The organism is Methanocella arvoryzae MRE50 (genome assembly GCF_000063445.1).
Classification (GTDB): domain Archaea; phylum Halobacteriota; class Methanocellia; order Methanocellales; family Methanocellaceae; genus Methanocella_A; species Methanocella_A arvoryzae.
In genome coordinates this window covers 447842-474190 of record NC_009464.1, presented here as the reverse complement: position 1 = coordinate 474190, position 26349 = coordinate 447842, and the positions used below count along the sequence as shown (strand labels likewise).

28 protein-coding genes are annotated in these 26349 nt (G+C 56.5%); 11 read left to right on the top strand and 17 right to left on the bottom strand.

Going from position 1 to position 26349, the window contains the following annotated elements:
• Window positions 1-28 precede the first annotated feature (28 nt).
• Window positions 29-1954, top strand: a complete 1926-nt coding sequence (locus tag RCI_RS02360) for a phosphoadenosine phosphosulfate reductase domain-containing protein (RefSeq protein ID WP_012034773.1) — start codon at window positions 29-31, stop codon at window positions 1952-1954.
• A 156-nt stretch (window positions 1955-2110) separates the two neighbouring features.
• Here RCI_RS02360 and RCI_RS02355 read toward each other — a convergent pair whose 3' ends face one another.
• Window positions 2111-2302: a hypothetical protein gene (locus RCI_RS02355; protein ID WP_048197895.1), complete on the bottom strand. Its 192-nt coding sequence runs from the start codon at window positions 2300-2302 to the stop codon at window positions 2111-2113.
• 72 nt (window positions 2303-2374) lie between these two features.
• Here RCI_RS02355 and RCI_RS02350 point away from each other — a divergent pair, with 72 nt between their 5' ends.
• The 5 genes from RCI_RS02350 to RCI_RS16865 all read left to right on the top strand — a co-directional run bounded on the left by RCI_RS02350 (window position 2375) and on the right by RCI_RS16865 (window position 5119).
• Entirely contained in the window at window positions 2375-2875 is a 501-nt protein-coding gene (locus RCI_RS02350; protein ID WP_012034772.1) for a pyruvoyl-dependent arginine decarboxylase, read from the top strand.
• A gap of 15 nt (window positions 2876-2890) precedes the next feature.
• Window positions 2891-3397, top strand: a complete 507-nt coding sequence (locus RCI_RS02345; protein WP_148266494.1) for a hypothetical protein — start codon at window positions 2891-2893, stop codon at window positions 3395-3397.
• Between the two features lie 486 nt (window positions 3398-3883).
• Window positions 3884-4129 (top strand): hypothetical protein, encoded by a 246-nt coding sequence (locus RCI_RS16875; protein ID WP_158308852.1) that lies wholly within the window; start codon window positions 3884-3886, stop codon window positions 4127-4129.
• A gap of 63 nt (window positions 4130-4192) precedes the next feature.
• Window positions 4193-4654, top strand: coding sequence for a hypothetical protein (locus tag RCI_RS16870; RefSeq protein ID WP_158308851.1), 462 nt, complete (start codon window positions 4193-4195; stop codon window positions 4652-4654).
• Window positions 4655-5119, top strand: coding sequence for a hypothetical protein (locus tag RCI_RS16865; protein ID WP_048197889.1), 465 nt, complete (start codon window positions 4655-4657; stop codon window positions 5117-5119).
• 38 nt (window positions 5120-5157) lie between these two features.
• Here RCI_RS16865 and RCI_RS16555 read toward each other — a convergent pair whose 3' ends face one another.
• The gene (locus RCI_RS16555; RefSeq protein ID WP_148266493.1) at window positions 5158-5721 is read right to left on the bottom strand and encodes a hypothetical protein; all 564 of its coding nucleotides are present in this window, start codon (window positions 5719-5721) and stop codon (window positions 5158-5160) included.
• 78 nt (window positions 5722-5799) lie between these two features.
• Here RCI_RS16555 and RCI_RS17430 point away from each other — a divergent pair, with 78 nt between their 5' ends.
• Window positions 5800-5928, top strand: a complete 129-nt coding sequence (locus tag RCI_RS17430) for a hypothetical protein (protein ID WP_269446487.1) — start codon at window positions 5800-5802, stop codon at window positions 5926-5928.
• 928 nt (window positions 5929-6856) lie between these two features.
• On the opposite strand, the gene RCI_RS16860 is transcribed toward RCI_RS17430, so the two are convergent.
• Complete coding sequence (locus RCI_RS16860) at window positions 6857-8221, bottom strand: hypothetical protein (protein ID WP_158308850.1); 1365 nt, start codon at window positions 8219-8221, stop codon at window positions 6857-6859.
• A complete protein-coding gene (locus tag RCI_RS16540; protein WP_148266492.1) occupies window positions 8148-8867 on the bottom strand; it encodes a hypothetical protein in 720 nt (239 codons plus the stop codon). The genes RCI_RS16860 and RCI_RS16540 overlap by 74 nt, the downstream gene beginning before the upstream one ends.
• Window positions 8868-9725: 858 nt before the next feature.
• Here RCI_RS16540 and RCI_RS02305 point away from each other — a divergent pair.
• The gene (locus RCI_RS02305) at window positions 9726-10643 is read left to right on the top strand and encodes a hypothetical protein (RefSeq protein WP_012034768.1); all 918 of its coding nucleotides are present in this window, start codon (window positions 9726-9728) and stop codon (window positions 10641-10643) included.
• 19 nt (window positions 10644-10662) lie between these two features.
• On the opposite strand, the gene RCI_RS02300 is transcribed toward RCI_RS02305, so the two are convergent.
• Together RCI_RS02300 and RCI_RS02295 are read right to left on the bottom strand one after the other, a co-directional pair.
• A complete protein-coding gene (locus tag RCI_RS02300) occupies window positions 10663-11406 on the bottom strand; it encodes a phosphatase PAP2 family protein (protein ID WP_012034767.1) in 744 nt (247 codons plus the stop codon).
• 93 nt (window positions 11407-11499) lie between these two features.
• On the bottom strand, window positions 11500-12207 hold the full coding sequence (locus RCI_RS02295) for a dihydromethanopterin reductase (acceptor) (RefSeq protein ID WP_012034766.1): 708 nt from the start codon (window positions 12205-12207) through the stop codon (window positions 11500-11502).
• A gap of 909 nt (window positions 12208-13116) precedes the next feature.
• Here RCI_RS02295 and RCI_RS02290 point away from each other — a divergent pair.
• Window positions 13117-13845: a hypothetical protein gene (locus RCI_RS02290; RefSeq protein ID WP_012034765.1), complete on the top strand. Its 729-nt coding sequence runs from the start codon at window positions 13117-13119 to the stop codon at window positions 13843-13845.
• Between the two features lie 16 nt (window positions 13846-13861).
• On the opposite strand, the gene RCI_RS02285 is transcribed toward RCI_RS02290, so the two are convergent.
• From RCI_RS02285 to ahcY, 5 genes are all read right to left on the bottom strand, one after another.
• Entirely contained in the window at window positions 13862-14677 is an 816-nt protein-coding gene (locus tag RCI_RS02285) for an inositol monophosphatase family protein (protein WP_012034764.1), read from the bottom strand.
• Window positions 14670-15221, bottom strand: a complete 552-nt coding sequence (locus tag RCI_RS02280) for an adenylyl-sulfate kinase (protein ID WP_012034763.1) — start codon at window positions 15219-15221, stop codon at window positions 14670-14672. Before RCI_RS02280 ends, RCI_RS02285 begins: the two co-directional genes overlap by 8 nt.
• A 1-nt stretch (window position 15222) precedes the next feature.
• Window positions 15223-16314 carry a phosphotransferase family protein gene (locus tag RCI_RS02275; protein ID WP_012034762.1) on the bottom strand — a complete coding sequence of 364 codons (1092 nt, stop codon included), beginning with the start codon at window positions 16312-16314 and terminating at the stop codon, window positions 15223-15225.
• A gap of 158 nt (window positions 16315-16472) precedes the next feature.
• Entirely contained in the window at window positions 16473-17375 is a 903-nt protein-coding gene (locus RCI_RS02270) for a PfkB family carbohydrate kinase (RefSeq protein WP_012034761.1), read from the bottom strand.
• A gap of 20 nt (window positions 17376-17395) precedes the next feature.
• Window positions 17396-18655 (bottom strand): adenosylhomocysteinase, encoded by a 1260-nt coding sequence (gene ahcY / locus RCI_RS02265; RefSeq protein ID WP_012034760.1) that lies wholly within the window; start codon window positions 18653-18655, stop codon window positions 17396-17398.
• Between the two features lie 216 nt (window positions 18656-18871).
• Between ahcY and RCI_RS02260 the strand changes: the two genes are divergently transcribed.
• Window positions 18872-19357, top strand: coding sequence for an Lrp/AsnC family transcriptional regulator (locus RCI_RS02260; RefSeq protein ID WP_012034759.1), 486 nt, complete (start codon window positions 18872-18874; stop codon window positions 19355-19357).
• Here the strand turns inward: RCI_RS02260 and RCI_RS15635 are convergent.
• From RCI_RS15635 to RCI_RS02230, 6 genes are all read right to left on the bottom strand, one after another.
• Window positions 19352-20566, bottom strand: coding sequence for an ATP-binding protein (locus RCI_RS15635; RefSeq protein ID WP_052309883.1), 1215 nt, complete (start codon window positions 20564-20566; stop codon window positions 19352-19354). The two genes, RCI_RS02260 and RCI_RS15635, sit on opposite strands and share 6 nt — an antisense overlap.
• Complete coding sequence (gene ercA, locus RCI_RS02250) at window positions 20550-21716, bottom strand: alcohol dehydrogenase-like regulatory protein ErcA (protein ID WP_012034757.1); 1167 nt, start codon at window positions 21714-21716, stop codon at window positions 20550-20552. The genes RCI_RS15635 and ercA overlap by 17 nt, the downstream gene beginning before the upstream one ends.
• Before the next feature lie 67 nt (window positions 21717-21783).
• Entirely contained in the window at window positions 21784-22464 is a 681-nt protein-coding gene (locus tag RCI_RS02245) for a metal-dependent hydrolase (RefSeq protein ID WP_048197880.1), read from the bottom strand.
• An 89-nt stretch (window positions 22465-22553) separates the two neighbouring features.
• Window positions 22554-23744 carry a DUF362 domain-containing protein gene (locus tag RCI_RS02240; RefSeq protein WP_012034755.1) on the bottom strand — a complete coding sequence of 397 codons (1191 nt, stop codon included), beginning with the start codon at window positions 23742-23744 and terminating at the stop codon, window positions 22554-22556.
• Complete coding sequence (locus RCI_RS02235; RefSeq protein WP_012034754.1) at window positions 23741-23947, bottom strand: hypothetical protein; 207 nt, start codon at window positions 23945-23947, stop codon at window positions 23741-23743. Before RCI_RS02235 ends, RCI_RS02240 begins: the two co-directional genes overlap by 4 nt.
• A 77-nt stretch (window positions 23948-24024) precedes the next feature.
• Entirely contained in the window at window positions 24025-25041 is a 1017-nt protein-coding gene (locus RCI_RS02230; protein WP_048197879.1) for a CbiX/SirB N-terminal domain-containing protein, read from the bottom strand.
• Between the two features lie 154 nt (window positions 25042-25195).
• Here RCI_RS02230 and RCI_RS02225 point away from each other — a divergent pair, with 154 nt between their 5' ends.
• Window positions 25196-26341 (top strand): pyridoxal-phosphate-dependent aminotransferase family protein, encoded by a 1146-nt coding sequence (locus RCI_RS02225; RefSeq protein WP_012034752.1) that lies wholly within the window; start codon window positions 25196-25198, stop codon window positions 26339-26341.
• The last annotated feature ends 8 nt before the right edge of the window (window positions 26342-26349 follow it).

Sequence of the window (26349 nt, the reverse complement as noted above, 5' to 3'; positions counted from 1 at the left end):
ATAGTCTCCATCTACACTGTATATCGCAATGAGCGGAAGAAAGCCCTTCGAAGAGGCCTTAGATCACATTTTCTGGTGCGACGCGTGCAACGTGCCGTTGATCACTGATGTATGCGGAGCCTGCGGTGGGCCTGCAAGGGCTGTACAACTCTCTCCGCCCGGCGACGTTCGGTTTTGCTCTCCGTTCGAGAGAGACATCCTCCACCGGCTTTTAACAGACATGTACGGGGCCGATCCGATAGGGGACCGGCTTGTCCTGCTGAACAAGATTCCCGGAGACGACAAGACTGACGAAGTGATCGTAGACGGCAGGACACTCGCTGTCATGGCTTACGACCTGGTTAAGCAGGGCTATGTCCTCGATTTAAGGCCGGATGGCGCTAAGGTGCTAATGCCTCACGCTACGAAGAAGATCGTCAACGTCGATGTCCCCCGGGAGAAGCACCTGAACGGCAAAGGCCTCAGCGGAAGCTGCGTTACTGGCAGCACTCCCGACGTGAAAGCGGGAGACGTCGTGCTGCTCAAGGTCAGCGAGTCCTTCAACGGCCTGGGCGTGGCAAGGGTCGATGCCGACCGGCTGGCCAATCCCGTCGAGAACACCCTCAAGGTCAGGAAGATCGGCAGCAGCAAGGTCCGGCTGAACGATCGCGTAGCCACGATGGCCGACGCGGTGGAAGCTAACCGGAAGCGGCTGCAGTCCATGGAAGCCGACGCGATCAGCGTCATCCGGGGCGTTGCCGGGCAACACAAGAACCTGCCCGTCACGGTCTCCTTCAGCGGCGGCAAGGACAGCCTGGTCGTCTTCAACATCGCCCGAAAAGCTGTAAACAAGCTCAAGGCGTTCTTCGTAGACACCGGCTTAGAATTCCCGGAGACCTCCGAGTTTGTCGAGCGCTTCGCCCACGACACGGGCGTCGAGATCACCGTCCAGCGGGCAGGTGACGCCTTCGATCAGAACTTCCCTGCCTTCGGCCCGCCCGCAAAGGATTTCCGGTGGTGCTGCAAGGTCTGTAAGCTCGGCCCGATCACCAGCCTGCTCAACAACTCAAAGGGCGTCATCACCATCGACGGCAAGCGCCGGTACGAGTCCTTCCAGCGGGGTCACATCGGCACTGTGGAGAGAAACCCGTTCGTGCCCGGCCAGATTGGAGTCTTTCCTGTTAAGGACTGGAGGGCTATCGAAGTCTGGCTATACATCTACATGGAAAAGCTGCCTTACAACCCACTGTACGACCTTGGCTTCGAGAGGATCGGCTGCTGGCTCTGCCCTGCTGCCTTGCAGGCAGAGTACGTGAGGATGAAAGACCTTCACCCTGACCGGTTCGACGAATGGCAGGGGCGGCTACACCAGTGGGCGAAGGCTTCCGGGCTCTCCCCGGAATACGTCGACTTAGGCTTCTGGCGGTGGAAAGCCCATCCGCCCAAGATGCTCAACGTCGCCAGGGAAAAGGGCCTCTCGCTTAAGCCCCGGGCAGGTACGGGGATGTCCCTGTCTATGATCAAGGGTATCAGCCCCTGTACTGCGGGCGGCTACAGTCTCGAGGGGGTCCTGTCTTCAGGTAAGTGGCCGGAGCCGGATGCGCTCAAGGAGATGCTCAAGACTATCGGCACCCCGTCCTATTCCGAAGACCTCGATGTCATGCTCCTCAGGGCCGGCAAAGGCACGAGCAAGATGTTCGCCGGCGGCCAGATCTATGCCTCTTCCGACGACAGGGCGTATGCACAGCGGCTGTTCGGTGACACTGTCAGGCAGGTATTGCGAGCTGCTCTGTGCAGCAAGTGCAAGATCTGCGTGAAAGCCTGCAACCGCAGGGCGATTCGTATAGATGGCTATTTACGCGTTGATGAGTCAAAATGCAACCGTTGTGGAAAATGCACCCGGGCATGCGTTATTGCCCGTTATTACGACAAATTAACCGGTAACAAGGAAAATTATCCTAAAAGTATATCGTAATTCTAATATTAACACGTGGTATCAGAATTTGCCCGGAATCGTGAGCCGGGAGTGAAGCATGATACAAAAGCAGTTCAGTTCACTCGAAAAGTTTAAAAATGCAATGCGTATATTAGCACTTGCAGAATAACGGTGCGTTATGCACCGTCGTTCACGTCAATACAGGTGCGGCGCAAGTTTCAGACCAAACAGGCTGATGACGACCGTGAAAGCGATTATGATCGCAATGTAGCCCAGGTTTGTCCACTGCCCGAAGATGCTTTCAGCAAGCGCGAAAAGCGCGATGAAAATCGCAAGAATGACGATCGAAACGCCGAACTCAATAAGTTTAATATTGACGTTGTCCACACTATGCACCATTCTATACAGGTGCGTACTCGGACTTATGCTTTACGATGGACGAGGATTGGAGATAACAAGATGAGACAGGGTCTGGTACCAAAGAAAGTGTTTTTCACCAGTGGCGTTGGCAGACACAGGGAAATGCTGGAATCGTTCGAGATGGCGCTACGGGATGCAGGGATAGAGAAGTTCAACCTCGTCACTGTCAGCTCGATTCTGCCGCCAGACTGCGAGATCGTACAGAAGAGCGAAGGTCTCCCGTCACTGTACCCGGGGGAGATCGTGTTTACCGTCATGTCCCGGAATTCCTCTAACGAGCCGAGCAGGCGGATCGCTGCTTCGATAGGCTGCGCTATCCCCAAAGACCCGGTTAAAAATTTCGGTTACTTATCGGAGCACCACTCCTACGGTGAAACTGAGCAGTACGCAGGCATGTATGCAGAAAAGCTCGCCGAAAACATGCTCTTCACCTGGACAAAGGAAAAGCCGGGGAAAACTATGAACATCTCGAAGACTGCAGAAGTCGACGACGAGGGAAACTGGACGACAGTTATATCTGCTGCCGTGTTTATATTATAATTGGTGATTAACCCTATGCGCTGTCCCGGCTGTAAAGAGGAGACCTTTGAAGAGGAGCTGATACAGGGTAAGTGCCCGCTATGCGGTACCAAGGTTATGGAAGCCCGAGACACTCCTCCCCAGTCTGCGTCTGAGCCTTTCATCAAGTGCATATCAGACTACGAAGAGTCACCTCTGGATTTCGGTGACGGACCCGTGCGTGACATCATCAACGATATCTTCGAGGACATCTTCAGCGGAGTCGAACGCACGCTGCTCATCAGCTACATGGCATACGATATCTCCCAGAACACCGGCCTCGAGATCAAGCAGGCCCGGAATGTCGCCCGCCAGGTGGTCGACATGGACGAGGCCTCTTTCGAGTTCGACGTAGTGCCCGCGTGGTACGACGAGTTCAAGCTGAAAAAGTGCGCCAGATGCGGCAGGCTGCATCTGATGATCGGGAAGAAGGTTCTCAAGGGCCGCATCGAAGACGGCGTAGGCGAGTACGACATCGAGTACGTCTGTCGCCGGTGCAGCTAAAATTTTTTTACTATTTTCGTTTAGTATAAGCTTATTTAGCTTCAGCGGCCGATTCGCATATCTACATTAACAATCCGATTCCTGGTAATATTGGTTAATATCCGATTTAGCCATCTATTTTAATGTATAATCTACTATTGTCCAAAATTTATTGTTGTTTATTCAATCTAAGGCTTTTACGGTCTGTTTTCATAGAATTTCGCTCAATTCTTTGTTAAAAATATTATCGACATCTCATATGTCATTATCTGTAAGTTTTACATCGAAATAGGGGTGGAGACTTGAGACGAAGATGTAGTAATATATTAGCTGCGTTAGGCATTTTTGTTACAGTCATGCTATTATGCTCGACGCAGTTCACAGGTATTGTTTTTGGACAGGGTACTGGCACTGCGGTTGCTGGCGCAACCGGGGCCGGTACTTTAGACCCGGCCGCGATCTCCAGCGCTGTATCATCCGCTGCAGCGGCAGGCGGAGCCAGCTCTGGTGATGCGGCTGCGGCTGCTGCTGCGGCTGCTGCTGCGGCTGCCGGTCAAGATGCTGCGGCTGCTGCGGCTGCTGCGGCTGCTGCTGCCGGCGGTGCCGGTGGTGCGGCTGCTGCTGCGGCTGCGGCTGCTGCTGCCGGCGGTGCCGGTGCCGGTGGTGTGGCTGCTGCTGCGGCTGCTGCTGCGGTGTCTGCCGGTGGCGGTGACGCTGCGGCTGCTGCTGCGGCTGCATCCGCTGCTGCAGTAGGGCCTGGCGGTGCTGCTGCGGCTGCTGCGGCTGCTGCTGCGGCTAATGGTGGTGCCGGTGTAGGTGGTGCGGCTGCTGCTGCGGCTGCTGCTGCGGTGTCTGCCGGTGGCGGCACTGGTGAGGCTGCTGCTGCGGCTGCTGCTGCGGCTGCTGCCGGTGGCGCAGGCGGTTCTGCTGCTGCTGCGGCTGCTGCTGCGGCTGCTGCTGGCGGTGCCGGTGGTGCGGCTGCTGCTGCGGCTGCTGCTGCGGTTGCTTCGGGTGGAGGTAGTGCCTCCGCTGTCGCGGCTGCTGCTGCGGCTGCGGGTGGATCCGGTTCTGCTGCTGCGGCTGCTGCTGCTGCTGCAGCTGCCGGTGGCGCAGGTGCCGGTGGTGCGGCTGCTGCTGCGGCTGCTGCTGCAGTTTCCGCGGGTGGCGGTAGCTCTGCGGCTGCTGCTGCGGCTGCTGCGGCTGCTGCCAGCGGCGCTCCAGGCGGTGCTGCGGCTGCTGCTGCGGCTGCTGCTGCGGCCACTGGTGGTGCCGGTGTAGGTGGTGCGGCTGCTGCTGCGGCTGCTGCTGCGGTGTCTGCTGGCGGCGGTAGTGCCTCCGCGGCTGCTGCTGCAGCTTCGGCTGCTGCTGCGGGCGGTCCCGGTGGTGCGGCTGCTGCGGCTGCTGCTGCGGCTGCTGCATCAGGTGGCGCCGGTGTTGGCGGTGCGGCTGCTGCTGCGGCTGCTGCTGCGGTTGCAGCTGGTGGCGGCTCACAGTCTGCTGCGGCTGCTGCGGCTTCGGCTGCTGCTGCCGGTGGTGCCGGTGGTTCCGCGGCTGCTGCTGCGGCTGCTGCTGCGGCTACGGCTGCAGGAAATGATCCTGGTGCTGCTGCGGCTGCTGCGGCTGCTGCTGCGGCCGGCGCTACTGGTGGTGATCCCACTCTGGCAGCGCAGAATGTGGCTCAAAATAAGCAGTTCGCCGATAGCCCGGGCGTCAAGAATGTATTACAGACGACTCAGCAGCTGAAACAGCAGGGTATCACTGGCCAGCAGCTCGGAACCCGGTTATCCGACACGCTGAAAACTACGACCGGAGCTCCGACAGGAACTCAGGCGGGTCAGCAGCCTGCGGGTACTCAGATGGGTCAGCAGCCTGCGGGTACTCAGGCGGGTCAGCAGCCTGCGGGTACTCAGGCTCCGGGTACTCAGGCTCCGGGTACTCAGATGGGTCAGCAGCCTGCGGGTACTCAGGCTCCGGGTACTCAGGCTCCGGGTACTCAGGCTCCGGGTACTCAGGCTCCGGGTACTCAGGCTCCGGGTACTCAGGCTCCGGGTACTCAGGCGGGTCAGCAGCCTGCGGGTACTCAGGCTCCGGGTACTCAGGCTCCGACAGGATCTCAGGCTCCGGGTACTCAGGCTCCTGGTCAGATGCCTTCTGGAACTCAGGCGGGTCAGCAGCCAGGTCAGCAGCTTCTGCAGCAACAGCCTACGGGTCAGCAGATTGCTAAACAGCCTCTCCAGCAACAGGCTGGACAACAGCAGCTCCCGCCTGTGGGTCAGCAACAGGGTTTGCAGCAGCCCACGAGGCCTCTCGGACAGCAACAAACTTTCCAGCAGCCACTGGGTCAACAGGCTTTCCAGCAGCCTGCCGGACAGTTTACTCAGCAGCCTCTGCAGCAGCAGGCTTTCCAGCAGCCCTTACGGCCGATGGGGCAGCAGGCTTTCCAGCAGCCGATGGGGCAGCAGGCCTTCCAGCAGCCCGTCAGGCAGTTTAGCCAGCCCGCCGGTTTAAGTGGCATGGGCGGCATGGGCGGCATGGGTGGCCTGAGACGCTAGTGTTGTACGATGAAAAATCCACTGGCGGGACTTCTTCCGCCAGCCTTTCTTTTTTACATGTGTCATAAGGAATAGTCTTGTGCATCTGGTTATCGACTCTATATTCATCGCATATAGATCAATACTAATCATTATTAATATGACCGCATTTAGCATACGGCCGTTAATTTACTGTTATAATCGAAAACAGGGCTATATATCGCCACATTACTCAATAATACCATATAATTGGATAAATTTCATCAAAATTCGCTATAGAACTCCTTAAACGTATTATCGTTACAATTCGTTTTTCAGTTCAGTGTCAACATGGGGGTGGAGTCTTGAATAAACGAAGATGCATAAGTATAACTTCTGTATTATGCGTCCTTATCACGGTTTTATGTGCTACCCAGTTTACGGGTATAGCTCATAGTCAGCCCGTCTACTCCGGCACTTACGCCGGGGCAGGGCAGTACGGTGGATTAACTATCCAGGGCCTCGAAGGCCTGCAAGGCTTTTCTACCGGTGAAAACGTTTTAAGTCTCGCTATCCAGCCTGTCCGGCAACAGGGCAGCCAGCTGTATTTCCAGGTGGTCGGTTTTACCATTTCGAGCCCTGCGTCGGGCCAGGCTGTGGCTTACGCGCTGAAGACGCCTATCATGGGCGTTGCTGACCCGTCTCAGAACACGATGCAGATTGATTTGTCTTATCTTCCCACTGCGGTCGGATCGGCAGGCTACGTCAACAGTAATCAGATCTACAACGTGCTCAGGGTCGATCCGAGCATCATGGTCTTAGAGCTGAACATGAATTACGCCGGGACCCAGGGCTTGCAGACCATTTTCAACGTGAACGCCATCCGTATGATCACGCCTGACGGAAGCGCACGGGTTTTCCAGATGCAGCAGCCGACGCAACTCGTCATCGACGCGATGTCTTACCGTATTTACATGGTGGCGTTCCCGCAGATGTTCAGTGTTTTCGGCACGTTCTTCAGCACCCCGTACTCAGTACTGGGTCCGATCGTCTTTGCCAGCCCGATCCTGATTACGCCGCCGATCTTCGTACCGTACGTGGTGCCTATACCGATCGTGTTTGCGCCGGTACCGTTTGCTTTCGCGTTTCCGAGCGCGTTTGTGACCAATATATTCACGCCATCGATCTTCGTGAACCAGTTTGCCGTGGCTGCTGCTGCGGCATCTGCTGCAGCTTTCGGCGGTAACGCAGCGGCTGCAGCTTCTGCTGTGGCATCTGCGGTGGCCGGTGGTGGCGGCGCGGCTGCTGCTGCGGCTGCTGCTGCAGCTTCAAGCGGGGCCGGGCCTGGCGGTGTCGCTGCTGCGGCTGCTGCGGCTGCTGCTGCGGCCACTGGCGGTAATGTTGCTTCTGCTGCGGCTGCTGCGGCTGCTGCATCAGGAGGTGCAAGTGGGGCGTCTGCGGCTGCGGCTGCTGCGGCTGCTGCGGCGTCCAACGGCGCAGGGCCAGGAGCAGCGGCAGCTGTAGCAGCAGCATCGGCCGCTGCTGCCGGTGGCGGTAATGCGGCTGCTGCGGCCAGCGCAACGGCCTCTGCCTTAGGCGGTGCCGGTGGTGCGTCTGCGGCTGCTGCTGCAGCTAGTGCGGCTGCTGCGGGCGGCCCGGGCGCGGCTGCGGCTGCTGCTGCAGCAACTGCGGCTGCTGCCGGTGGCGGTAATGCGGCTGCTGCGGCCAGTGCAGCAGCGTCTGCATTAGGCGGCATCGGTGGAGCATCCAGTGTGGCCAGTGCGGCCAGTGCGGCCGCATCCGCCGGCGTAGCACCGGGCGGTGTAGCGGCTGCTGCGGCTGCCGCTGCGGCTGCCGCGGGTGGTGGTGATGCTGCGGCAGCTGCTGCAGCGGCGAGCTCTGCTGTAGGTGGTGCTGGTGGTGCGGCTGCGGCTGCTGCTGCGGCTAGTGCGGCTGCTGCCGGTGGTGCTGGCGCAGGTGGTGCGGCTGCTGCGGCTGCGGCTGCTGCTGCTGCGGCCAGTGGCGGTAATGCCGCGGCTGCGGCCAGTGCTGCCGCGTCTGCCGCCGGCGGAGGCCCCGGCGTCTCATCCGCTGCTTCAGCTGCGGCTGCTGCCGCATCTGCTGCAGGAAACGATCCTGGTGCCGCTGCGGCTGCTGCTGCGGCTGCTGCGGCTGCTGCCAGCGGTGGTGATCCGCTACGGGCAGCCCAGACCCTGTCCCAGTCGAAAGACTTCGGAAGCAGCCCGGGAGTACAAAAAGTACTACGGGCAGCCCAGCAGGCAAAGCAGCAGGGCATTGCTCCGCAGCAGTTCGCCAGCAGGCTGCCTGAAACCATCAAGACCGGCGTGGGTCCGGGCGGGCAGATTGCCGGACCCGGCGGCAGAGTAACCACTCCGACAGGGCCGGGCGGGCCGGGTGCACAGATCAGTGAGCCTGGCACTGGCCGGATTACAACTCCAGGCGGGCCTGGAGGTCAGCAGATTACTGGACCTGCCGGAAGAGTAACTACGCCTGGTGGTCCTGGCGGTGCACAGGTTACCGGACCTGAAGGCAGAGTGACCACTCCGGGCGGGCCTGGAGGTCAGCAGATTACCGGACCTGCCGGCAGGATTACAACGCCTTCCGGCGTCGGAGGTGCCCCTGTTACAGAACCGGGCACCGGTAGGATTACTACTCCGGGCGGGCCGGCTGGTCAGCAGATTACCGGACCTGCAGGCAGAGTAACTGCTCCGACCGGGCCCGGAGGAGCTCAGATCGCTGAACCGGGTGCTGGTAGAGTAACGACGCCTTCTGGTGCGGGTCAGCAGTTTGCCCAGCAGCCTGCTCAGAGGATTAGTACTCCGTCCGGTGCTGGTGGCGCTCAACAGATCGCTCAGCCAGTTACTGGCAGGGGGACTACACCGGCGGGTGCTGGCGGGGCTCAGTTTGCCCAGCAGCCTGCTCAGAGGATCACTGGGCCTTCCGGCGGTGGCGGAGCTCAATTCACACAACCTTCCGGCGGGCGCATTAGTGCCCCGAGTGGTGGAGGGGCTCAGTTTGCGCAGCCTGCTCAGAGGATTAGTACGCCATCAGGAACTGGTGGCGCTCCTCAGATCGCCCAGCCTCAGAGGGTAAGCACACCTTCGAGCATGGGTGGCGGGGCTCAGTTTACTCAGCCTGCTCAGAGGATCAGTACACCCACCGGGCCAAGTGGCGGGGCTCAGTTTGCCCAGCAGCCTGCTCAGAGGATCACTGGGCCTTCCGGCGGTGGCGGAGCTCAATTCACACAACCTTCCGGCGGGCGCATTAGTGCCCCGAGTGGTGGAGGGGCTCAGTTTGCGCAGCCTGCTCAGAGGATTAGTACGCCATCAGGAACTGGTGGCGCTCCTCAGATCGCCCAGCCTCAGAGGGTAAGCACACCTTCGAGCATGGGTGGCGGGGCTCAGTTTACTCAGCCTGCTCAGAGGATCAGTACACCCACCGGGCCAAGTGGCGGTGCCCAGTTTGCGCAACCCCAGCGTATTAGCACACCATCTACGAGAGGTGGCGGGGCTCAGTTTGCGCAGCCTGCTCAGAGGATTACTACTCCATCCGGGCCGAGTGGTGGAGCCCAGTTTACTCAGCCTGCTCAGAGGATTAGTGCTCCGTCCGGCGGAGGAGGAGCCAAATTTACCCAGCCGGCGAGTAGAATAAGCTCTCCGTCAAGAGTGAGCGGCGGAGCCCCATCCATATCGGGCGGGTCTCCGGGCAGCCTGAGAAGACGTTAAAAATAGCTTACAGTGGAGGGCATAGCATAATTTTAATGCTATGCATTTTCTTTTTGGAGAGCCTTTTTGAAACTGAAGCCCTGATCGTAATATATGACTGAACAGGCGGGGCTGATCGGCTTATCGGGCGACGTTATCAGGCCTTACGGCGAGCTGGACGTGCTACCTTATTACGGGAGAATTGCTGAGAAGCTGACAGGCTTTCTGCACGGGCGAGAGCTCGCTTCCCGGATCTGGACACCCCACGGGCGTATCAGATCAGTGGTCGTCACAGGGCAGACGGCGCCGCCGCTCTATATCCGGCAGATGTCGGAAGCCGTCACTCCGCAGATCATCCGGGCCAGGGAACAGTATTCCAATCTGGATGAGGTAAGAGGCCGGCTATCACCTGAGCAGCAGCTGGTATGGCAATACTTCCCCCAGCGCAGGTACATCGGCTTCTATTATTCTCTCAACCGGATCGGCCCGGCCAGAGAGATCGATCGTGTTGTCTTCCAGATCGAGCGCAGCTTCGGCTCGACGTTGGCAGAGGCGCTTGAGGCAGCGCAGGAATTCATCCGGGCTGCCGTCTCCGACACAGGCTATCAAGAGCTGTTCAGGAGAGAACCGTTCGTCTACTGGACCGGAAGCTCTTTTCAGGTGATGCTGTTTACCCGCGAGGTGCAACCCGCCACCTTTTACCGCAGTCATCTCGAATGTACTGGCAAGGGTCGTACCATGGCTGACCTCTGGACCGATCTGGCCACAGCGAGCACTGGTAGTAAGATCGTGGGAGGCACCGGACGCCGCAAAGGAGCGGTATTGATCAACTCAGAGCCCACGTTACCAGGAAAGCTCTGCCCGGTGCCCCTCGGGTGCCTCGACATGGCCGACGGCACGACTTTGCGAGGCGTTTCAGTGCCCTTGACCGGTGATATGCTGAGTTCTGACATACTAGATGATCTGACAGCTTATACGCCCGAACGCATCGTCGAAGAGCTGGATAAGCTTGCTGCCCGGCTGCCTGTATGAACGCCCCTGCCGTGCTGCCTCAGGCTTTAAAGAACGCATAAGCCAGCGGTAGCTTGAGTATTGCGATATACGTCAGAGCGATGAATACCAGCGATACGATATACTGGCTCGTTAACATTGCCAGAGTAGCTATACCCGTCCCGGTCAGGAAAATAATAAGCCCAACAATCATCTGTCCTCTGGTTGCGATCTCTACAGGAGGCGTGATGCCACCAAGCTGAATAAACCGCCCTGTAAGCCCAGTTTTTTTCGTCACTCCGTTAAAATACAGGGCGAGCATGACCAGTTCTGCAATCACGATCCCGATCACTGCACCGGCCGCAACGTCTGTCAGATAATGGACTCCGAGATACATCCGGCTTAAGGCAACATATCCTGCGAAGAGATACGCGTACAGGCCATATTTTATGCCTAAAAGCGCAGTGGCCAGCGCTGCCAGCATGAACGCAGTTTGTGCGTGCTGGCTCGGGAAGGAGTAGTTCACTGGCGTAAGTGATGCTCCTACTATAGCTCCTTCGGGTCGTTCCCGCTGGACGATATTTTTTATGTCCTCGTTGATCACCGTCCCGAAGAGCAGGGCCAGGATGAAGATAGCAGCTATGAGCTTCTTTTTACCGATGAGGGAGTACGCTGCGAAGGCGGCCAGCCAGAAAGCTACGCTGCCGAAGTGTGTGGACACTCTGAAAAAGCCGTCGAAACCGGGGATCGCATGCCTGTTTATCAGCTCCAGTAAATACTGGTCTACCTGGTTTACGTCCGGCATTTAGATCTCCTGCTCCGAATGGAGATTACGTCGATCTCCACTATTATTCATTTTATAGAATATGCAGGTGCATAATTGTTGTTTCCGATTGCGCTACATTTTTCGGACGGTCTCGAGCAGCCGCTTTGGCCTGCTGATGACCTGGACGTGCTCCATCTCCGCCAGCATCCTCGTATTTCTAGCATCGACCTGGCGGATGGTCAGTGGTACTGGATCGCCTCCGGAGATGGCCCCATGCAGGCAAAGATCTACGCACGTGCCGCAGCCCTGGCACTTAAGTAAGTCGATGTGATCCTGGATGGCCTCGCCCGGGCATGCGGCTTTCGGCGGGCATTCCGCACAACTTTCGCATCTGGACCTGTCCAGTGTATATGGTAACTCAGAGACGACGTCGCTTTCCTGGTCTACAGGCACGATCAGGCACGGAACGTCGCTTTTCATCGCCTGCGCCGCGCAGTTCGTCACCAGCGTATCGGCGATGCCGAAGACTATTTTTGCCACAGTGTTGGACGTCGCAGGAGTCAGTACGAATAAGTCGTAGCGTTTCAGGTTGAACCTGCCGATCTTCGGGAAGCTGGCACCCTGGGCTGAATCGAGAAATATCTCGTTCAGGTAGGTGCCGTCAGAAATTTCTTTGAGATCGTCAAACAGGCCATACATTCTGGAGACCTCTTCTCCTGCCCGGGATACAAATGTGGTTATGGAGTGGCCTTCTTTCTTTAGCTCTCCCATCACAGCATAAGATTCTCGCAAGTAGTGCCCTGCACCAGTGATACCCCAGGCGATACGAAGCTTCTTCATGGTCTCCTCTTTCTCCTCGTTCTCTGAAAGTAATCATTACTGCCCCTGATATATGATAACTTTATTGGGCTTCGGGAATCAGGCTCTGAGAGCGCTTCACTGCGTGTTTCTGATTGTATAGTCTTATGAAAAATGTGTTTTATCGGCTATGGTTATAAGGCCGCCAGGCTCGCCAAGAGGCCAGGTTCGCCAAGGATTTTGTGATCAGGATCAGAAGATATCGCCAAAAACCTTGGCGCTCCTGGCTCCTTGGCGTTCCATAAAAAATCTGGGTCCGGAAGGTATTGAGAGGTCGGGGAGGAGGTCGGAGAGGTTCACGGAGTTCAGAGAGAACTTTCAAGCTGGGAGGTCATGGAGGTCATGGAGATCAGAGAGGAGGTCATGTGAGTACCCGGAGGTCAGAGAGAATTAACTTAAAAAATCCTCCCAAACCTTTCCACACTCCCAATCCTCCTCTCAGACCTCTCCACCCTCCCCAACCTCCCAGCCTGAAAATCCTCCCCCGCCTCCCGGGAACTCCCCGACCTCCAGGAGTTTTTCACCGGCTTAACTTGAAAAACCAGTTTTCATGAGGCGAGTGTTTGGCGATATTTTCGACTATTCAGGGTCAACTTTCAATTTTTCGTACCCCTACTTGAAAATACCCTTTTCATCCACGGGTCATTACTGAACGTTTTGTACGAGTACCCGTACCGTTTACACGAAGTACCCGAAGTACACGAGGTACTCAAAGTTCGATAATAACGGCATGCTGTAATATGATCTTATAATATAACTTCGTGTATCTCGCGTACATTGCGTACTTAGTGTAAACGGTACCTGAGAGTCCTAAAAGTTCAAGATTAACTATACCTGCCCGCTCTCAACGCGCATACCCGTTAAATCGACAGCGGTCTACTTTCTGTCAGCATGAAAATCTTCGACATGACGAAAGTACGCATTACCAGGCTTGGAGACTCTGACTCTGTAGGCATCTCCCTGCCTGTCGAATATGAAAAGCTTGAGGGCTTTTCTGCGGTGCTGGAGTCTGCCGTGGATGACGGCCGTCTGGTTCTCCTGGTCAGGCCGGAAGTGGAGCCGGCGGTAAAAGAGACGGTTAATGAGTTATGGCGGGATTTGCGCCTGCTGTTTTCAGAAATCGCCGACGTCGGCGAAATGCCGTGGGACGACGTCGTTATCGTGTGGGAGGTTCACGAGGCTGCCGAGGGGCCGGTGCCTATCTCTGCAGCGGAAGTGCTCACCCACAGGAGACTATACCATACCAAACCTGTAGACTGGGACAAGGAAGACATTCGGAAAAGCATTCACGACACGATGACCAAGCTGTGTGAGCTGGCTGCCGGCAGGCTCGGGTTTAAGAGCAGGCTGTTCGCAATGGCTTTCGGAGATGCGGTCGCTAACAAGTTTTCGATGATCAGCTGCACTTATGGCACGCTGGATGTGATCTGTGAGATTTTCTCCGAGGAGTTCACCCGGATCGACGACGACCGATACTGGCCTTTGACTTCTGTGCCGGCAAGAGCCGCCGTGGCCGCGGGGTACAGAAAGATAAAGAGGCTTGAGGACGACCCGCAGGAGTTCGAGAAAGAGCGCGCAAGAGTTCAGCAGAAGTGGGGCTTCCCCTTGCAGAGCCACTGATTCTTCCTGATCAAGCCTAATCTGGATATTTCTCAAGCTCCAGCAGGATCCGGTCCCGCGTCTTTTCATCAACTGCGCCTATGATTGACAGTCCTGCTGAATTGAGCGGCAGGTCATCGGGGCTCCACCCGTTCAGCAGCGAAAAGTTGCCGCCCGACTCTTGCAGGATGAGCCCTGCAGCCATCACGTCGTAGCCGCTGACCTTGTTTCTGGTGTCAATCACGGCATCAAAAGAGCCTCTGGCGACCATGCAGATGTCCAGCGCTATGCTGCCCATGGTCCTGACAATGCAGTCTCTCTCCTGCAGTTTGATGATCCCCAGGGGTATCGTGCCAGACCCGTACACGTAGATCGAATAGATCGGCTTATAACCCGTCCGCACGGCTTTTATCGGCCGGTCGCCCAGAAAAGCTCCTCTGTCCCTGGCAGCATAAAAGGTGCCCATGTGAGGGCTGGAAACTGCAGCCGCATCAAGGTCTGCAAAGGTGGCCCCATCCGGTTTTCTGGAGAGCGTCAGGGTGGTGCAGTAATACGTTATGCCCGAGACAAAATTGTTTGAGCCGTCTACCGGATCGCACAGCAGAGTCAGCTCTGGCATAGCCCCCGCCGGCACGATGCGCTCGCCGATCTCCTCTGAGATGATTCTGGCTTTGAGACCCTCCCTGATAACTGCCTCGTCAAGCGCTTCCTCCGCCGCCATGTCTATCCTCCGGGTCACGTCCCGGGGCCGATGGGTAATAATGTCTGTAAAATCTTTGTGATCTGCGGCATAATCTGCCGTGGCATCTCTGACCTGCTCAGCCATCCGGCGGACCAGGGACAGATCATCCATGGCTGCCTCCGAACTTTTTCAGTATCGCACCGGCAGCCTTCTTACCCGACTCTTCCGGCGACATCTTCGACGTATCTACGGTGATAATGGGTTCCAGGGGCTCTTCGTACGGGACGTTAAGCCCCGGGACTGTCTGGCTCTGTCCTGTCTTTCCCTTCTCGTATATGCCCCGGGGGGCATGGCCTGCCCTTCGGCGAGCTTCCCGCTCCATGCTGATGTCCAGCGGGCACCTGACATACACCTCCGCGTAAGCCGGTATCAGGCTCCGGGCAACGTCCCTGTACTGGCGCAGGTTTCCCGTAGCGTCTATCAGGACGTTGATGTTTTCTTCAGTTAGCAGCTTTGCCATATATGCCAGTGCAGCATACACAATGCGGCGCTCTTCCTCCGTATACTCAGGCTCCGGGGTGATCACCTTTCTGATCTGGTCCAGCTCCAGGCGCCTTACCCGGATGCCTGCAGCCGTGAGCTGTTTTTCAGCTTCCCTTGCCACAGTAGTTTTTCCGCTGCCCGGCAAACCTGTAAACCAGACCGCCCAGGCCATCTTACCTCTCCTGCAGATACTGGTTGACGTTCTTGTAGTCGAACTCTTCCGCGGCAATCACGTTGTCGATAAAGTTAAAGAGCTTAGTGCGCACTTCCGGAGTCAGGCCCGGATACCAGATTGGGCTGGCCACTACCAGAGCCCGGAACACGTAGAACGGCTGAATCAGTGTCAGCATCTCGAAGTCGCCCGACTGCAGAAGATAGTTTTCCATGAACGTATCGTAGAGCTGCTTGAACTCGCCTTTCAGTCTGCCGTATTTCCGCAGGCTGTAAAAAAGGTAGTTCAGGCTCAGGCACGAAACATCGTCTGCAGGCTCGCCATACTCGCCCCGGCTGCGATCGAGCAGAGTGTAGTCGATGCCGTTCCTGAACATGATGTTCCACGGGTGGTAGTCGCCGTGGACAACCGAGAGACGGTGATATTTAGGCTTCAGCTTCCACCGCCACCGCACGCACTCTTTCTCCAGGCGCTCGAAGCGGTCCCTGCCGTAAAACTCGAAATCTTCAGGGTAACTGTCTACCAGGCCCATGATGCACTCGCCCGAACCTACCAGCTCCCGGATTCTGCGGTCCCAGAGCGTGCGATCGTCATGCTTCTGCTGGTGTATGTACACCAGATTATCCGACAGCGCTTTAGCCCTGTCGAGGTCCAGGTGGCCAAAGAATCCGGCTTCGGCAATCCTGTCAAGGTCCCGGTAGTACTCTATGCCGCTGACCCTGTCCATGAGGATGAAGAACTCGTCCGCGTCCCCGGCACTTTTCAGCCTGCCATATTTAGTGAAGTAGCCGACGTCCAGGGAGCGCACGTGTCTGGGCAGCACGTTGAAGGTGGCGTTCTGCCAGAGCATGATGGCGGCCCTGTCTGAAAAATGATCGTGGCCGAAGCCCTTCTGGACGCGCATGGACGACAGGACGGCGGATCGCTGCTCTCCCTCACAGATAAAATCGATGAGGTACGGCTTGCCGTAGCCGAACCCCTTAAGCTCTGTCTCCCCGGGCTCTGCTCCCAGGGGGATGATCCGTATGACTTCGGCGGGCTTCCCGAACAGATCGTTCAGGTAGTCACTCACTTTCTCGATCTGGTCGTCCATAATCTCTCCAGAAATATATTAGTGGTCATTTAAATGAATGTATGCCATGGAACTCCTGCCGACCGGGGGCTTTTATCTGCAGCGCATGCAGGAAGAAAAAATGAAATGTTGCCGGGGCTGACCTTCACTCCTGAGAGGAAGTGACAGCCCTGCTACATTTAAAACGAGGCAATGTCCTGGAATCTCATGTACCTGTTGAAGACGTCATCGCGGGATATCGTCTTCAGCTTGTCAAGACTGAACGCTTCGGCATTGTACGAGGCAATCGTGCTGCCAAAGATGACTGCCTTTCTCATATTCCGGGGCGAGATGTCGTCGGTCCTGGCCAGCCAGCCGATGAAGCCGCCCGCGAAGGAGTCGCCAGCGCCGGTCGGGTCGGTCAGCTTTTCCAGCGGGTAGGCGGGGGCGCTGAAGCACTGGTCTTCGGTGAACATGAGTGCGCCGTGCTCGCCTTTCTTGATGATGACGGCTTTCGGCCCCATCTCGAGGAACGCTTTGCCCGCTTTGACCAGGCTGGGCGTGTCGAAGAACTGCCGGGCTTCGGCGTCGTTGGTGAGCATGACGTCGACCTTCTCGATCATCCTGGACAGCGCTTCTTTCTTGCTCTCGATCCAGAAGTTCATGGTGTCCATCATGACCAGCTTCGGCTTGTTGATCTGCTCGTAGACCCGCATCTGGATCTCCGGGTCCGTGTTAGCCAGGAAGACGTACTTGCAGTCCCGGTATTCCGGGGGTAGCACGGGGTCGAACCTGGACAGCACGTTCAGCTGGGTGTCCTGGGTATGTGCCTGATTCATGTCGTACTCGTAGTAGCCCTTCCACCTGAACGTTTCCCCGTCCAGAGTTTCGAGGCCCGCCATATCGACGCCTTTTGCTCTTAAAAAGTCTACGTGTTTCTGTGGGAAGTCTTTGCCCACTACGCCTACCAGGCCCACGCTGGCGAACAGGCTCGCGGCGACGGAGGCGTAGACGGCAGAGCCGCCCAGCGTCTCCTCGGCGAGGCCGAAAGGTGTGCGCACTGTGTCCAGCGCCACAGTGCCGACCATGATGACATCGACCATGTCCTGTCACCCGTGCGAGCTTATGTCCCCATGTTCCAGGAGCTCAGGTAGTTCTCCTGCTCCTTGGTCAGCTGTTCCAGCTTGATGCCCATCGACTCCAGCTTGAGCTTTGCGACCCGGTTGTCGATGTCTTCGGGCACCTTGTAGACGTCCTTCTTTAGCTTCTTGTGGTTCTCGACGATGTACTTGACCGAGAGGGCCTGGTTGGCGAAGCTCATGTCCATGACTTCGGGCGGGTGGCCGAAAGCGCAGGCCAGGTTTACCAGGCGGCCTTCGCCCAGTACGTAGATCCTGCGGCCGTCCTTGAGCAGGTATTCCTCGACGTCGGTCTTGACCGTGGAGACCTTCTTCGCCATCTTCTTCAGGGAAGGCAGATCCAGCTCTACGTTGAAGTGGCCGGAGTTGCAAACGATCGCCTGGTCCTTCATGAGCTGGAAGTGCTCCTTGCGGATGACGTTGATGTCGCCGGTGACCGTGATGAACAGGTCGCCGACCTTTGCTGCCTCAGTCATGTCCATGACCCAGAAGCCGTCCATGGCTGCTTCCAGCGCCTTGCGCGGCTGGATTTCTACGACGACTACGTTGGCGCCCATGCCCTTGGCCCGGGCTGCGACGCCTCTGCCGCACCAGCCGTAGCCGACTACGACAACAGTCTTGCCGGCGAGCAGGATGTTGGTAGCGTTCAGGATGCCGTGCAGGGTGCTCTGGCCGGTGCCGTACCGGTTGTCGAACATCATCTTGGTCTCTGCGTCGTTGACAGCTATCACGGGGTACTTGAGGGCCTTGTCCGCTGCCATGGCTCTGAGCCTGATGACGCCGGTGGTGGTCTCTTCGCAGCCGCCGTAAATATCCTTCAGGTATTCCTTGTGCTTGCTGTGGACTGTGGCAATCACGTCTGCGCCGTCGTCCAGCGTCACGTTGGGCTTGATCTTGAGAGCTGCCTCAATGTGCTTGTAGTACGTCTTTTCGTCCTCGCCGCGGATAGCGTAGACCTTGACGCCCTTCTTCGCGAGCGCTGCCGCCACGTCGTCCTGGGTCGAGAGCGGATTGGATGCGGTGAGCGCCACATTAGCTCCGCCTGCGAGCAGGGTCTCGATCAGGTTGGCTGTCTCCACGGTCACGTGCAGGCAGGCGATCACGTTGACGCCCTTCAGGGGCTTGTTCTTCTCGAACTCTGCCTTGATCAGGTTAAGCACCGGCATGTGCCTGCGTGCCCATTCGATCCTGTCCAGGCCTTGCTGTGCAAGGCCAATGTCTTTTACTGCATAATCCTTTGCCATAAGATCACCATAAAGTAAAGTGATAGATGATTTTAATTTACATGATGGCTCAAGTTACTATAAAAATCTTTCTTCATGTTACTTTGAATACTGTTAAATTTAACATAATGCAAAAGAATTATGTAATATCCCGTATCATATACGTTCGGAGGCTTTACACGAGGTAATCTACATGATGAGTCAGACCTGTAGTATTTAACTTCGCGTAAAATGATCATGTCTGGAAATGTCCCCGACGAAGTAGATAAAAAGATTCTTTCCGCACTGGCCAGAGACGGCCGCACTCCTCACGTTGATATTGCTGCAGAATGTGGGATAACCCGCCAGACTGTGGCTTCACGCATCCGCAGGCTGGAGAAAGAAGGCATCATCAAAGGCTACCGGGCAGTGGTGGACATGGAAAAGATCGGCCTCAACTCCTTCTTTATCCTGTTCCTGAAGCTGGACGTGACCGACCAGGCGACTATTAAGAGCTTTATCGACACGCTCAAAGAGGATCCGCACGTCATCATGGATGTATCAGTGACTGGGGAGTGGGATGCAATGTTGCTGCTCGCATTCAAAGACGTGAGAGAGTACGAGTCTTACATCAGTCATATCCGGCTGAGCATGGGGCATATGCTTAAAGACAGCAAGAGCCACGTTGTGCTGAACTTTTACAAGAGTCCTGACGAGTGGGCGCCATACCAGGAACAGTCATGAGGTGCAGGTCCTGTCGGTATTCTTTTCTTCCAGATTATCTATGGCGGGGAGGAGTACTACGAACCGGCTGCCTTTCGTGTAATCGCCCGGCACCCGGTCCTCCACCCATACCTGCCCGTACAGGTCGTCGACGAGCGTCTTGACAATGTACAGGCCGAGACCCTTTCCTGAAACCCTCGCTTTTCCCCGCTGCCGGATGTCAAAAAGGCCTTGCTTTACTGCATCAGGAATGCCCGGGCCGTTATCCTCCACAGCAATCCTGCAATATTTCTCTCCATTGATCTCCTGTGTATCCAGCCTGATGCAGACTTCTACAGGGCCTGCCGAGTGGCGGATAGCATTGCCCACAATGTTGATAAAGACGTCCTTGAGCATTTCGCTTGCACAAACTTTGCACTCCCCGGCCAGGTCGAGGCTGATCGTCACATCCCTGCCCTGGGGTAGCGGAATTGTGTCCCTGATGCTTCTCAGCATTTCCGCCACATTGATCTCCACCGGTTTGAGTGAGCCTGATCCTGCTTTCCTGAGCTTTCTCACGTTATCTATAAGCATAGAGCTGTTCTGCAGATCCTCGATCGCCTGGTTGATCAGCAGTTCGTCATCTTTGCTCATGGGGCAGACTTTGCGCAGCCTCTCCAGCGCAAGCTCCAGGAAACCCATTGCTGCCTGGTTCAAGTTGTTGATATCGTGGCCCATCAGGTCGAGGTAGAGCTCTGCCTGAGACTTGGCTATCAAAAGCTCCCTTTCAGACTCTTTTCGGGAAGTGATATCTCTGCATACTGCGATGATGTATGGCATGTCTTTAAAGCGGACCCTGCGCATTCTGATCTCGTATATGTTGCTCAAGCGGTCTTTTCTTGCCAGCTTTGTCTCTACGATCAGCGAATCCGCTTCCCCTGAAAATAGTTTATCCAGTTCCTCCCGTTTATCGGGCATGATATCGTATAATGTCATCTTACTTAACTCAGCCATCGAATATCCCATCTGCATGCAGGCAGACTGGTTTGCATCGGCCACTTTCTTCGACGACATGTCGATCATGAATATCGCGTCGCCTATCTGGTCCAGCAGAGTTTTGAACCTCTCCAGATCGGCAAGCTTCTGCTGGAGCTGGGGGTAGTAGCTCTTCCTGTATGATCGTTCTCCGAGCCCGATGATTCTGTCACGCAGCCTCTCCGCATCTTCACCCTGGCTATAGCGCTCTTTCATAAATCCTCTCCACGTCCTCCAGGCTCATGGGCCGGGGGTTAGTCACCATGCAGACGTCTTTTATAGCCTGCCGGGAAAGCCGGGGTATATCCTCCCTCCTGACTCCCCGCTGCGCCAGAGTCCCTCGCACCCCGCAGGCCTCGATCAGCTTTGCCACTGCCTCGAGGACTGCATTCTTTCCACCAGCATAGTCATACTTCTTCAAGTCGAGTCCCATAGCCTCCCCGATTGCCTCATACTTCTGAGGAACAGCGTCGTAGTTGAACTCCATCACGTACTTGAGAAGAAGCGAATTGCTCTCGCCATGCGGCGTATCTTCTACCCCACCCAGGCTGTGAGCCATCGCGTGTGTCGCGCCAAGGCTGGCATTAGAAAAAGCCAGGCCTGCCTCCAGGCTGGCCAGCATCATGTTACTCCTGTAATCCATGTTATCCGGTTCATCGATCGCTTTTAGCAAATTGGACGTTATCAGCCTTACAGCATTGAGCGCGAATAGATCAGTGATAGGAGAGCTGGCGTTAGATACGTATGCTTCGACTGCATGAGTAAAGGCGTCCAGTCCAGTGATCGCTGTCAGCTCTTTCGGCATGGTAAGCGTAGTGTCGGGATCTATCAGCGATGTATCCGGCACCAGCATTTTGCTGACCAGGGCGGCTTTCCTGTGGCTGGGGAGGTCAGTGATTATAGCAAACTGCGAGAGGTCGGCCGAAGAGCCTGCAGTGGTGGGGATGCAGATAAGCGGGGGGCCAGGTATAGGGATCTGGTCCACGCCCTCGAACTCCATCACATCTCTATTATTTGTACTCACGATGCCGATCCCTTTGGCGCAGTCTATCGGACTCCCGCCCCCTACCGCCACGATCACGTCGCAGCCGGCTTCCCGGTACAGCTTTACACCTTGCATGACCTCATCCGACCGGGGGTTAGGAGAGACGTTTGAAAATACTATAAATGGCAGATCTTCCTCTTCAAGCGAATCCGTCACTTGCCTGGTCCAGCCCGCCTCGATCACTCCCTTATCGGTGACCACGAATACCTTGCTGGCTCCGAAATTAGTCGCGTATCGTCCGGCGAGGCGGAGAGATCCGCTTCCGAATACGAACTCTGGCGACACGAACTTTCTGAGTTCATAGCTTTTATGGGGCGTCATGGACCATCGCGTACAGATATAATTGTTTATAAATAAAAAATGAGTGCTGTTTATGTCGCGATAATTCTCAAATGTCTATGAAGTCGCCCGGCTGCATAATTACTACCTCGGCGTCAGTCTGCTCTTCCACCATGCGCTGGAACTTGCCGACGTCTGCCTTGATCACGTCGAAGGTATTGTAGTGCATGGGCAGGACCAGCTGCGGCTTCAGCATTTTGACGGCAATCAACGCCTGATTTATGTCCATGGTGAACCGGCCGCCGATCGGTAGCATGACTGCTTTGGGCTTGTACATCTCGTGTACCAGGGCCATGTCGCTGAACAAGCCCGTGTCTCCTGCATGGTAGGCCACGACTGTATCGCTGATCACCCAGCCGGCAGGACTGCCCGCATCCCAGCCGAATCCCGCTTCGTCGATGCCGTTAGAGTGTGTTGCCGGCACCAGCGTGTACCGGACGTTTCCGATTTCTATGCTCCCGCCGATGTTGGCGCCAAGGGCATCGACACCTTTTGACTGGAGGTACTTGGCGATTTCGTTGACGGCGACCACCTTACAGCCTGTCTGCTGGGCCAGTGTTATGGTGTCGCCGAGGTGGTCCGAGTGCCCGTGGGTGACGGCGATGACGTCGGGCTTCAGATCATCCAGCTCCACATCGCACATCACGTTACCCAGGATGAACGGGTCTATCAGTGTCGTCAGGCTATCCTGCAGCTCGAAAGCCGAATGGCCATGCCAGATTATCCTCATGAGTTTCAACCACCGGTTTAAAGTATATTACAATTATGACTGTAATAATATTTAAAGATAGTAACGTGGCGATGGTCATCAGCTATTCTCTATGCCGTGACCTCTACCTTGAACTCGTAATCCGGCTCCGGCACCCTGTCGTAGAGTGGCGTATTGGCCGCATGCCGGACGAAGGTGGGGAGGGCGAACACGTCTCCCCGGCGCATCAGGCCGAGCATGTGGCCGGGCATGATCTCTGAGGCCTGGGGACTAATCACGTAAGCGCTGAAGTCCCTTGTCCTGCCCATGCCCGACTCTTCGGCCAGCTTCAGGAAATACTGTTCTCCATAGGAGTCTAGTAGCTCGTCATCTGCCGCGAAGTTCATCTCGTGCAGGGCGTACTGGGCAAAGTTCCTCAGGAATTCGGGGGAGTAGCCCACGTAGTAGCTCTCCGCCGCGTCTATCGTCGCCGGGTTGTTGACCGACGCCAGCACGACGTTCTCCTGTCTGGGTGTAGCCGGCTGGAACAGGGGGCCGTCTCCCTCCCCGGATATCACGCCTTCTATGACGCAGATCTCGTCCATGCCGAAGGTATTCAGGATGCCGCTGTGGACCTGGACGAAGGTTTCGCACAGTTTCTTGTAGCCCTCGGCCATCCTGCGCCGGGAAATGCGGGTCCAGAGCGGGTCTGCGCAAAAGTGGCCTTCAGCCCGCCGCTGTGACGGCTCCAGTGACCCGTACATGTTCTTCACTGCTCCGGTGATCAGGGCGTTGCTGTGACACTTCAGCTTGGCCAGGTTCAGGATAACGTCGACCTGGCTGAAGACCTCGTGCACGTCCATTTCGGCAAAATCCTCCAGCCACACTCTGGCAGGCCGTATTTTTACCCGCTGAGCAGGCGACTCGGTACTCGTATCAAAGAGCACCGCTTTGCTCCCCTCCAGCAGCGGCTCGCAGCCGGTCTGCAGGTAGACGCCCCTCGTTCCGCCAGGCCACTTGGTGCCTTCGCAAATCAGGGCCTTGCCGCCATGATCGATCACGAAGTCGCAGGCTGCCTTAATTGTATAAGGATCGGTACAGACGTGGTTATGGATCGTCAGATCAGAGTTACGGGGGCCGAACTTCAGCGACGGGTTCGGAGGCTGGGTAAAATTCGGCTTTATCATCACCGTGCCGCTCAGCTTGAGCTTATCTAGCTGGCCGTCTGCCTCCAGCGTTTTCAGCGCCTGCATCGTGTTATCATAAGCCGTAGCCCCCAGCGAGCCCGAATCCAGGCTAACCGCAACAACGTCGAACTTCATTTCTTCACAGGCCTCCCTACATCGCACGCTTTAGCCCTGTACTGGAAGGTCAGGCCTTCGTAGCAATCCTGGCAAAGCGTCTCGTATTCGTCGAGGACTCTAACGTCGAAAGGACAGAGTACTTTACCGCAGCTTTCGCATCTGATGGTGATGTCGATCGGTCGCCCGCAATCCACGCAGACCTGGGGGTAAGACTCGGTCATTGAAACGCAGTACGCGGCATTTTTATATTAACGTTGTCGCGGATAAAAACGAGGTGATAGAGCAGGGTGCATGTGGCTTACAGCGGCAGCACCTGCCCGTTGATCGCCTGCTCTATCTTGAATACTACCGCACGGGCCAGCTCGCTCATTACTAAATCGACGTCCGGGTACGCGTAGACCATCTCGATATCCGGGTGCCGGGCTTTCAGCTTTTCGATGGCCTCAGGTATGTCTATCAACGTGTGCGAGCTCCTGTCGAAGAAGCCTGTGCCGCCGCAGAACACGATCTTCCTGGCTCCGGCTGCGAGCAGCTTTCCGAACGCTTCATCTATGTCTGGCGAGGCGAACTCCAGGTAGCCGACCTCCACCGTGACGGGCCAGAACATCTCCCTTAGCTTGACTTTCAGGACGATTGTATCGTAATAGTTCGGGTCGTTCTCCTCCGAGCGGGGCCAGTCCTTCACCATCTCAGACCAGCGGTGAGCATGAGTTTCAGCATCGGCCATTACTCCGGCATTCCTGACGATAAAGTCGTGGGGCACGTCACCGTGGGCTATCAGGACGACGCCGGTCCCAGGATGAATAGCCTTGAGGTTAACCTGCTCCTTATCGGAAGGGGCGCCGGACGCTGCATTGACCTTCTTCACAAACGCTCTGGCGATCAGCTCGAAAGGCATCCCTGGCATGGCATACAGCATCTCTAGACCTGGATTCTTTTCCTTGATCTCTCGCAGTACCTCTGGCACGTCCAGCAGGCTGTGGGAACTGCGCATCATCAGGCCGGGAGCGCATGCGAATACAAGCTTTTTATGTCCACGGGCAGTCAGGGCGACGACAGCATCGGCAATGGTCGGCAGGGAAAAGTCGAGGTAGCCGACCTCTACATCATATCCAGCGGCCCGGATGACGCTGGCCAGCTTTTCTGTGTCAGCACCGTGCGGATCGTTCTCATGCGTATGTGTCAGCTTTCGCGACTCCTCGCTCAGGTGCTCCATAATTCCTTCGACTCGCTCGTACATCTCCCGGTGCTTCTCTATGAAATCGAAGGGAAAGTCACCGTGCTGTATAATGAGGATACCTGTGTCCGTCGCCATGTCCTGTCACCGCTTATGACAACTAATCCGAAGCGCCTGAATATAAAATCTTGCCAGGCAATGTCTTGAGGCCATGGTTATAGTCCGGACTCCGAAAGAAATATATCTGTATAAAATTCTTAGAGACATACCTATCAATGGAGAAAAGTCACTTATGGCAAACGAACCGCTACTCATGATACCGGGGCCGGTTATGCTGCACCCCCGCGTGCTGCAGGCCATGTCGAGGCAGATGATCAGCCACAGGGACAAGGCGTTTTCTGCGATCTACGACGAATGCCGGAACACTATCAAGGAAATAGTCAATACCGGGAATGACACTTTCATTATTTCCGGCTCTGGTTCTGCCGCGATGGAAGCCGCCATCTCCAACCTCGTCAAGGGCGACAGGATGGTCTCTATCGTCAACGGTAAGTTCGGAGAGCGGTTCAGAGACATCGGCCAGCGCTATGGCCAGGTGGAGAGCCTCGAGTTCGACTGGGGCACGCCTGTCGACCTCGAAAAAGTAGAGGATGCTCTCGCCAGGGCGCCGACCAAGGTCATTTCCATGGTTCACAACGAGACTTCCGCAGGTGTCAAGAACCCGGCAGAGGAAGTCGGCAAGCTCGCTAAGAAGTACGACGCTCTCTTCGTACTCGACACCATCACCTCGAGCGGCGGCGACCTGGTAGAGGTAGACAAGTGGGGCGTCGACATCATGGTCACCGGCTCCCAGAAGAGCCTCGGCGCACCATCGGGGCTGGCCCCGATAACGGTCAGCCAGAAGGCATGGGACAACATGGTGAAGAACCCGCCCTACTATCTGGACTTGAAGAAGTACAAGAAGTCTGCCGATAAGGAAGGCAGGGCAGAGACGCCGTACACTCCGGCAGTCACGCTCTTCTTCGGCATGCAGGAAGCCATGAAGATCATCAGGGAAGAAGGCATGGAAAACCGCATCGCCAGGCACAGGCAGGGCGCAGAGGCCATCAGGGCAGCAGCTAAAGCCCTCGGCCTGGAGCTCTTCCCGGTGACGGACAAGCACACCGTCCTGTCGAACACGGTCACCGCCATCAAGACCCCTGCAGCGATCACTGACAAGGACCTCCGTGGCACCCTCAAGTCTAAGTATGGCATCACCATCTCGGGCGGCCAGGACAGGCTGGACGGCAAGATCTTCCGCATCCCGAGCATGAACGCCTTTACTGGCGACGATCTCATCCGCACGTTCACGGCCCTCGAAGAGACTCTGGCGGAGTTCAAGGTAATCGAAAAGCCCGGCGCCGGGGTAGAGGTCCTGAGAAAGGTATATAAAAATTAACAGCGGAA

Excerpts from the sequence above, each read along its gene's own strand:
- RCI_RS02225 (WP_012034752.1), top strand. The coding sequence starts at position 25,196 with ATGGCAAACGAACCGCTACTCATGATACCGGGGCCGGTTATGCTGCAC.
- RCI_RS02280 (WP_012034763.1), bottom strand. The coding sequence starts at position 15,221 with ATGGCCTGGGCGGTCTGGTTTACAGGTTTGCCGGGCAGCGGAAAAACT.
- RCI_RS02360 (WP_012034773.1), top strand. The coding sequence starts at position 29 with ATGAGCGGAAGAAAGCCCTTCGAAGAGGCCTTAGATCACATTTTCTGG.
- RCI_RS16860 (WP_158308850.1), bottom strand. The coding sequence starts at position 8,221 with ATGGTTTCAGGCAGCCTGCTGGCGAACTGCTGCGGAGCAATGCCCTGC.
- RCI_RS02305 (WP_012034768.1), top strand. The coding sequence starts at position 9,726 with ATGACTGAACAGGCGGGGCTGATCGGCTTATCGGGCGACGTTATCAGG.
- RCI_RS02285 (WP_012034764.1), bottom strand. The coding sequence starts at position 14,677 with ATGGATGATCTGTCCCTGGTCCGCCGGATGGCTGAGCAGGTCAGAGAT.
- RCI_RS02270 (WP_012034761.1), bottom strand. The coding sequence starts at position 17,375 with ATGGTCGATGTCATCATGGTCGGCACTGTGGCGCTGGACACAGTGCGC.
- RCI_RS02245 (WP_048197880.1), bottom strand. The coding sequence starts at position 22,464 with ATGAGGATAATCTGGCATGGCCATTCGGCTTTCGAGCTGCAGGATAGC.
- ercA (WP_012034757.1), bottom strand. The coding sequence starts at position 21,716 with ATGACGCCCCATAAAAGCTATGAACTCAGAAAGTTCGTGTCGCCAGAG.
- RCI_RS02235 (WP_012034754.1), bottom strand. The coding sequence starts at position 23,947 with ATGACCGAGTCTTACCCCCAGGTCTGCGTGGATTGCGGGCGACCGATC.
- RCI_RS02230 (WP_048197879.1), bottom strand. The coding sequence starts at position 25,041 with ATGGCGACGGACACAGGTATCCTCATTATACAGCACGGTGACTTTCCC.
- RCI_RS02295 (WP_012034766.1), bottom strand. The coding sequence starts at position 12,207 with ATGAAGAAGCTTCGTATCGCCTGGGGTATCACTGGTGCAGGGCACTAC.
- RCI_RS02240 (WP_012034755.1), bottom strand. The coding sequence starts at position 23,744 with ATGAAGTTCGACGTTGTTGCGGTTAGCCTGGATTCGGGCTCGCTGGGG.
- ahcY (WP_012034760.1), bottom strand. The coding sequence starts at position 18,655 with ATGGCAAAGGATTATGCAGTAAAAGACATTGGCCTTGCACAGCAAGGC.
- RCI_RS17430 (WP_269446487.1), top strand. The coding sequence starts at position 5,800 with ATGGGGCAGCAGGCTTTCCAGCAGCCGATGGGGCAGCAGGCCTTCCAG.
- RCI_RS02300 (WP_012034767.1), bottom strand. The coding sequence starts at position 11,406 with ATGCCGGACGTAAACCAGGTAGACCAGTATTTACTGGAGCTGATAAAC.
- RCI_RS02345 (WP_148266494.1), top strand. The coding sequence starts at position 2,891 with ATGCGCTGTCCCGGCTGTAAAGAGGAGACCTTTGAAGAGGAGCTGATA.
- RCI_RS02350 (WP_012034772.1), top strand. The coding sequence starts at position 2,375 with ATGAGACAGGGTCTGGTACCAAAGAAAGTGTTTTTCACCAGTGGCGTT.
- RCI_RS15635 (WP_052309883.1), bottom strand. The coding sequence starts at position 20,566 with ATGAAAGAGCGCTATAGCCAGGGTGAAGATGCGGAGAGGCTGCGTGAC.
- RCI_RS02260 (WP_012034759.1), top strand. The coding sequence starts at position 18,872 with ATGTCTGGAAATGTCCCCGACGAAGTAGATAAAAAGATTCTTTCCGCA.
- RCI_RS02290 (WP_012034765.1), top strand. The coding sequence starts at position 13,117 with ATGAAAATCTTCGACATGACGAAAGTACGCATTACCAGGCTTGGAGAC.
- RCI_RS02275 (WP_012034762.1), bottom strand. The coding sequence starts at position 16,314 with ATGGACGACCAGATCGAGAAAGTGAGTGACTACCTGAACGATCTGTTC.